The 3976-nt window shown below is 60.7% G+C and carries 6 protein-coding genes; 2 read left to right on the forward strand and 4 right to left on the reverse strand.

Annotation, left to right across the window (positions count from 1 at the left end):
• Window positions 1-408 (reverse strand): 4-oxalocrotonate tautomerase family protein (locus I8N66_RS31900; protein ID WP_291162776.1); only part of this gene is annotated, 408 nt, incomplete at its 3' end.
• Between the two features lie 109 nt (window positions 409-517).
• Between I8N66_RS31900 and I8N66_RS31905 the strand changes: the two genes are divergently transcribed.
• The gene (locus tag I8N66_RS31905) at window positions 518-1375 is read left to right on the forward strand and encodes a LysR substrate-binding domain-containing protein (protein WP_291162779.1); all 858 of its coding nucleotides are present in this window, start codon (window positions 518-520) and stop codon (window positions 1373-1375) included.
• Window positions 1376-1397: 22 nt separating this feature from the next.
• On the opposite strand, the gene I8N66_RS31910 is transcribed toward I8N66_RS31905, so the two are convergent.
• On the reverse strand, window positions 1398-2147 hold the full coding sequence (locus I8N66_RS31910; protein ID WP_291162782.1) for an SDR family oxidoreductase: 750 nt from the start codon (window positions 2145-2147) through the stop codon (window positions 1398-1400).
• A gap of 168 nt (window positions 2148-2315) precedes the next feature.
• Here I8N66_RS31910 and I8N66_RS31915 point away from each other — a divergent pair, with 168 nt between their 5' ends.
• A complete protein-coding gene (locus tag I8N66_RS31915) occupies window positions 2316-2579 on the forward strand; it encodes a hypothetical protein (protein ID WP_291162785.1) in 264 nt (87 codons plus the stop codon).
• A 17-nt stretch (window positions 2580-2596) separates the two neighbouring features.
• Here I8N66_RS31915 and I8N66_RS31920 read toward each other — a convergent pair whose 3' ends face one another.
• Together I8N66_RS31920 and I8N66_RS31925 are read right to left on the reverse strand one after the other, a co-directional pair.
• Window positions 2597-3376, reverse strand: coding sequence for an ABC transporter substrate-binding protein (locus tag I8N66_RS31920; protein WP_291162788.1), 780 nt, complete (start codon window positions 3374-3376; stop codon window positions 2597-2599).
• Between the two features lie 127 nt (window positions 3377-3503).
• Entirely contained in the window at window positions 3504-3899 is a 396-nt protein-coding gene (locus I8N66_RS31925) for a VOC family protein (RefSeq protein WP_291162791.1), read from the reverse strand.
• Window positions 3900-3976: the final 77 nt, after the last annotated feature.

Raw genomic sequence — 3976 nt, forward strand, 5'->3', positions numbered from 1 at the left:
TACCGCGGCCTTGAGCTTGCCGCTGATGTAGCGAAACTCCTGGGTCTTGCCACCATAGCCGTAGGCGGCGGCAGGAACCTCGTGAACGAGGATGTAGCTCTCCGAGTGCAGCCTGCCGAGCAGTTGCTCGAAGCGACCGTATACCGCTTCCAGATAGGCGGCCATTTCCGGCTTGGTGTTTGTCCCGTCTACGACCTTGATGTCCAGCCAGAAGCTGTTCAGGTCCTGTTCGGCCAGTGATTTGCCGCCGGCGAACCAGTGGGTCGGATCGATGTAGGACACGACGATTGCGGTAATCGTCGGGTCCTTGCGCAGGTGGGTGGCAGTCAGTTCGCTGACCGCCGCTGCGATCCGGGAGGAGAGGGTTGCGTCGGCCTTGCCGCTGACGGTGACGTTGATGATAGGCATTGAAGGCTCCTTTTGAGGATTGTGATGCGCTGTGGAGCTCAATCTGCCATCGCCTTCAGTGAAGAAAAATCGAATTGTTTGGTATTTATAATTCGATTATCTTGAAGCTATGCAAGCCTTCGATCCTGACCTGCTCCGAACGTTCCTCGCCTTTGCCGAAGGCGGCTCGCTCGCTCACGCGGCTGCCGCGGTGGGCCGCACCGCTTCTGCGGTTACCGCGCAGATGCAGCGATTGGAGGCAATGGTGGGAGAGCCGCTTCTGGCTCAATCAGGCAGAGGGCGTGTCCTGACGCCGGCCGGAGAGGAACTGCTCGTTCACGCGCAACGGATCCTCGAAGTCCATCGCGATGCGTGGCTGAGCCTCAAGGGTGCAAAGGCCGATGGACGTCTGGCTCTTGGCTGTACCCAGGACTTCGCCGACAGCAACTTGCCTGATCTCCTGCGCGTCTTTGCCCGAACCCATCCGCGCGTGCGGCTCGATCTCCGGGTCGGTCGTTCGCGGGAACTGACGACCAATTACGATCAAGGGGCGATCGATGTCCTGATCGTCATGCGCGAGGGTGTGCAACCGGACGAGATTGCGATGCTGACCGAGCCGATGTTGTGGTTGTCCGCATCCACCGATCCGGTTCCCCCCAGTAGCGAGTTGCCGATCGCGGTACTGGACCCGCCATGCGGGTTTCGCTCGGCGGCCACCCGTGCGCTCGATCAGGCCGGTATCGCCCATCGCATCGCGGCGACCAGTCCGAGCCTTTCCGGATTGCGTGCGGCAGTCCGCAGCGGCATCGCGATCACGGCGCGGACTGCGCGATTTGTAGGCGAGGGGGTCGCGGTCGCGCCCCAGGCTCTCTCTCTGCCGGCGCTGCCGAACGCTGAGTTCAGCCTGCGGCTCAAGCCGAAAGCGGAAAAGGCCGCCTGCAGTCTCGCGACGCTTCTCGCCGAAGAATTGTCGTACGAGAGGCTGTGACGCTGTCCGAGATCGGTGGCGGTTACATCTGCACCGTCATGCCGCCATCAACGGTCAGTGTTATGCCGTTGACGAAGCTTGCGGCGGGCGAAGCCAGGAACACCGCTGCCGGCGCGATCTCTTCCGGTCGGCCCCAGCGCTTCAGGGGAATGCGAACGTCGACGAAAGCCTGGAGCGTCGGATCGGCGGCAAGCGCGGCGTTGGTTTCCGTCGCGAACCAGCCGGGCGCGATCGCGTTGACCGTAAGTGTGTCTGAGCCGAGCTCGACCCCAAACGAGCGCGTGAGGGCGTCGAGGCCACCTTTCGCCGCGGTATAGGCCGGGTCCCCAGCACGTGCAGCAAAGGCGGCTATGGAAGTGACGAAGATCAGCCTCCCGGAAGCCGAGCGGCGCAGGTAAGCAAGTGCGGCCTTCGCCATCCCGTAGGCAGCCGTCAGATCCGCGTTGATCAGCGCCGCAAAGGAGACAGTATCCATGGAATCGGTGCCGCGCCGGTCGCGCTCGCCGACGGCATGGATCAGGATATCGAGCTGCCCGGTACCCGCCGCTGCCGCATCGACAATCTGTGCGGCATCCGTCGCCACATCGCCCGGTGCGATTTCCAGCGCGATGCCATCTTCGGCGAGCTGCCGACGCACAGCCTCAAGCGTCTCGCGGTTGCGGCCATTGATCGCCACCGCAGCGCCGGCTGTCGCCAGGGCCTTCGCCATTTCAAGGCCAAGCCCGCGGCCCCCGCCTGTGACCAGCGCCGTCTTTCCGCTGAGATCGAACATGCCGGCCCCCTGATGCCCGTTGTTTCCTGATCGAAGCCATCTCAAATCTTCACGAAGGAGGTTTAGCGCCTGTCCTCCTATCCGCCAACCTCGGATCAGGCATGCCAGCGCCGTTGGCATGAACGGCCGGGGCGCTTGGAGCCAGGCGTTGGGTGTTCATCTGGAGCGGTGAGCGAGCACATCGCCTGGTATCGGTTTCAGGCAACTGGTGTCTGGGCTCTGGCCGGTGAACGCCAGCGCTCGCTCGAAAATCTTAGACGGCTCGTCGATGGCGGCTGGGAGGGCGAGGCCGAATGGCTCGAAGGCTATTGGGCCTTGGCGTCGCTCATCAACGATCCCGAATTCGGAGGCCATCGTCGCGCGGCAGCGCGCAGCAAGAAACGATTGAGAATAGCCGACCGCGCCCATGACGGGCGCGGCCGGACCTCTTAAGGAGAGTGCTGAGCGCCTCACTTCATCGTGTAGACGTCGATCGAGAAATACTTGTCGTTGATCTTCTTGTAGGTGCCATCGGCACGGATCTCGTCGAGCGCCTTGTTGAGTTTCTCGCGGAAATCGTTGTCTTCCTGGCGGACGGCGATACCGACACCTTCGCCGACAAACTTCTTGTCGGTAATCGGCTCGCCGATGAGTTCGCAGCAATTCTTGCCATCATCGTTCTTCGTCACCCAGTCGAGCAGCGGCAGCATGTCGCCAACCTGCAGATCAAGCCGGCCGTTGACCATATCGAGGTTGGCCTCGTCCTGGGTCGGATAGAGCTTGATCTCCGCATCTGGGTAGGTGGCGGTGATGTATTCGGCCTGGGTGGTGCCGGATTGCGCCCCTATCACCTTGCCCTTGAGGGCCTCATTGGTGAATTCGGTGATGCCGGAGCCCTTTGGCGCCGCATGCGTCATGGCAGCGAGGTAATAGGGATTGGTGAAGGCGACCTGCTTCTTGCGTTCCTCGGTGATGAACATCGAGGCGATGATCAGGTCATATTTTTTGGCAAGAAGACCGGGAATGATGCCGTCCCAGTCCTGAGCAACCACCTCGCACTCGACCTTCATGCGCTCGCAGAGCGCAAGCCCGATATCCACGTCGAAGCCGCCGATCTTGCCGGCAGGATCGATGAAGTTGAAGGGAGGATAGGCGCCCTCCGTGCCGATCTTGATTTTTTCCGCTGCCTGAGCCGTTGAGGCGGTTGCGGCCATAATGGCCAGCACGGCTGCTGCAATCTGCTTCTTCATTCGCGTTCCCCTTGTTTGCATCATTCTTGATGCTTCTGGAGAAGACTATGTTGCGATGGCCTATAAGCGAAATAGATAGGCGCGATATCCGGTATTGTTTTGGTTGATCGTTGTCGTCAGTCGGATATCACTTGTAGCGACCGTGGCGCTGGAGGACTTCGATCTTGTAGCCGTCAGGATCGACCAGGAAGAAGAAACGGGCAAGCAAGGCGCCATCGCGATTGAAGGCAACGATCTTGCCAGGGCTGAGGCCCGCATCTGTTACGCGCTGATGCTCGGCGTCGAGATCGTCGACCGAAAGCGCCAGATGGCCATAGCCGTCACCGAGCGCATAGGGCTCGCTCCGATCCTTGTTGATCGTCAGCTCGAGCTCGAATTTGCTTTCCTCGTTGCTGAGATAGATCAACGTGAAGGTCTCGAAATCCAGCCTTTCGGCGACCTTGAGCCCAAAGGCCAGGCGATAGAAGTCGACCGACTTCTTCTCGTCGAGAACGCGGATCATCGAATGGATCGCCTTGGCCATCTGTGTCTCCAATGAAAGAACACAAGGGGCAAAACGCCTTGAACTGGCGGCTTTTCCTTGGGTGCGGTTCAGTTTTG

Source organism: Ensifer sp. SSB1 (assembly GCF_016652895.1).
Lineage (GTDB): Bacteria > Pseudomonadota > Alphaproteobacteria > Rhizobiales > Rhizobiaceae > Ensifer.

What these genes read in the sequence shown, in the direction of transcription:
- I8N66_RS31905 (WP_291162779.1), top strand. Translation starts at nt 518, where the DNA reads ATGCAAGCCTTCGATCCTGACCTGCTCCGAACGTTCCTCGCCTTTGCC.
- I8N66_RS31910 (WP_291162782.1), bottom strand. Translation starts at nt 2,147, where the DNA reads ATGTTCGATCTCAGCGGAAAGACGGCGCTGGTCACAGGCGGGGGCCGC.
- I8N66_RS31920 (WP_291162788.1), bottom strand. Translation starts at nt 3,376, where the DNA reads ATGAAGAAGCAGATTGCAGCAGCCGTGCTGGCCATTATGGCCGCAACC.
- I8N66_RS31925 (WP_291162791.1), bottom strand. Translation starts at nt 3,899, where the DNA reads ATGGCCAAGGCGATCCATTCGATGATCCGCGTTCTCGACGAGAAGAAG.